The sequence below is a fragment of the Leisingera sp. F5 genome, from assembly GCF_001593695.1.
The window spans coordinates 1-2,146 of sequence record NZ_LUKH01000549.1; the positions used below are offsets into that span (position 1 = coordinate 1).

2 protein-coding genes are annotated in these 2,146 nt (G+C 61.7%); both read right to left on the reverse strand.

What is annotated here, in order from left to right; translation table 11 throughout:
• Nucleotides 1-75: 75 nt before the first annotated feature.
• Nucleotides 76-1,647, reverse strand: a complete 1,572-nt coding sequence (locus A2I95_RS33095; RefSeq protein WP_291736653.1) for a Hint domain-containing protein — start codon at nt 1,645-1,647, stop codon at nt 76-78.
• Nucleotides 1,648-1,857: 210 nt separating this feature from the next.
• Nucleotides 1,858-2,146, reverse strand: a 289-nt coding sequence (locus A2I95_RS33100; protein ID WP_291736654.1) for an NAD-binding protein, incomplete at its 5' end; no start/stop codon positions are given.

Genomic DNA, 2,146 nt, shown 5'->3' on the forward strand with positions numbered 1-2,146 from the left:
GCCTTTGACATACCGGGCCAGTCGCAAAATCCAAGAGGGCTGTAAAGCCGGCGGCGGCGGCCCGCCTGCAGCCGGTTACGCGGCGGCAAGAACCCGCGCTTCATGGCTGCGCAGGGCCAGCCGCGCCGCATTTCCGTATCCGCGGCCGGATTCAGCGCAGAGTTCCGGGAACAATTCGCGGATTTCCGCCAGGGTGCCGGCGTCAAATCCTGCTGCTGTTTGAGGGCCGGGCTGGTAGCTTTCGCTGAGGGCGCCGTCGGCCCAGAGAATCTGGTGGCGGCCGAACAGCAAGTGAAAATACTGCGCGTCTTGCATCTCCAGCGCCGGGCGGATGGTGCTGTCGTTCACCAGGTCCTTGGCCTTGACCAGTACCTCACCCTCGCCGAACAGCAACTCGGCGCGGCTGCCGGAAACCAGCATCCGGTGCTGCGGCGACACATAAAGGTCGCGGGTATTGCCGCAGCTGCCCTTGGAAAAGCGGATCGGAGCAGTTTGCGGCGTGCAGGCGATGCGGCGGCTGCCCGCCCATTGCAGCACCTGCGGGCCATGGTCGTAGGTCAGAACCTCCATGCCGGGGCGCAGATCCTCGACCCGCATCTCGCCGCCGGGCACCCGGATCATGGTGCCGCGCAGGAAGCAGGGCACGGTCTGGTTGATCTCAACCAGACCGGTGTCGGAGTTGCCCAGGCCGTTGTCCGCCGTGTAGTTGAAATAGACGGTTTCCAGGTCGCCGTCGGTGACGACGGTCAGGGTGCCGTCGGCGTTCAAAGTGATCTGCTGGCCGGTGGCTAGGGTGACGGTATCCCCGGCCGAGACGGCCTGGTCGTTGATATGGGTGATGGTCAGCGTGCCGGCGGCGGCGGTGTCGTTGTCCAGAACATCCACCACACGGGTCTTGTTGATCGCGATATCTTCCTGATCATCCTGCGCAACCACCGCTGTCTGTACTGAGCCGCCGGCAATCAGCAGGTTGGTGTCATAGCTGCTGTCCACAGTATCGGCGACGCCGATCTTGAGGGTGTTGATCTGCCCTGCATTCACCGGAGCGACAAAGGTCAGGGTGATGGTGAACCCGTCCATTTCGGTGTTGAACTGGTCGCCGGTGTTATCGACATAGACGTTTTCGGTGCCATCGTTGATATTGCCGATCGAGGCGGTGCCGTTGCCGATGGAGACCTGGGCCTCGACCCCGTTCACCCATACGCCGACCACGTCATTGTATTGCGAATTGGCGAACTCGGGGTATTCCTCGGACGACAGCACAAAGTCGATGGTCAGCAAGTCGCCTGCAGGAGTGAAGTCGATCTCCAGAAACGAGGCATCGCGGGTGGCGGCACCGGCCAGAGCGTTGAAATCCGCGTCGTTGTTGGCGCCGGTGGTATTGGTGCTGGTGTTGCCGCGGACGTTTGTGTTGGTGGTGCCGCTGCTGTTGGTAAAGTCGCGGGCGTAACCTGTCGACAGGATCACGCCGGAATCTGCAGGCGCAACGCCGGGTGTGGTTGTATCAGCGCCAGTGTAGATGCCCGAGGACAGATTGTCGCCGCTGTAGCTGGCGCTTTCAACCGTGACGCCGTCGCCAAAGATTTCCTCCGCCATCTGGGTGGCAGTCGCAGAGGAGTTGATGTTCAGTTCCGTTGCCGTGGCCATAACAGACAGCGCGCCTCCGGGTGTGCGAGAATTTACGATCGCTTACCGGAATGCTGGGGAACTGAGACAGAACTGTGGCGGACTGGCGCCGAAATCCTGGAGTTTACTCGAATTTTAGGGATATTTTAAGAAAGCCGGATACAAGAGGCGGCCCGGAACAGGCCGCCTGACAGGTCATTTGTTCAAAGCCTGCGGTTGAGGAGGCAGGCCTCAGCCGTTGCGGCTGCGTGTCTCAAACCGGGGCAGCATGGCGGAAAAGTCCATGCCTTTGCCGTCTTCGTCCTCGACGAATTTCTTGTACAGCGCCATGGCCAGTTCACCCATCGGCGTGTCGGCGTCGGCGCTGGCCGCGGCCTGCTGGCTAAGGCCCAGGTCCTTCAGCATCAGCTCAGCCGCAAATCCGGGCTGGTAATTGTTGTCGGCAGGCGATTGCGGGCCGACGCCGGGGGCGGGGCAATAGGCATTCATGGTCCAGCTATAGCCGGAGGATGTGGAGACC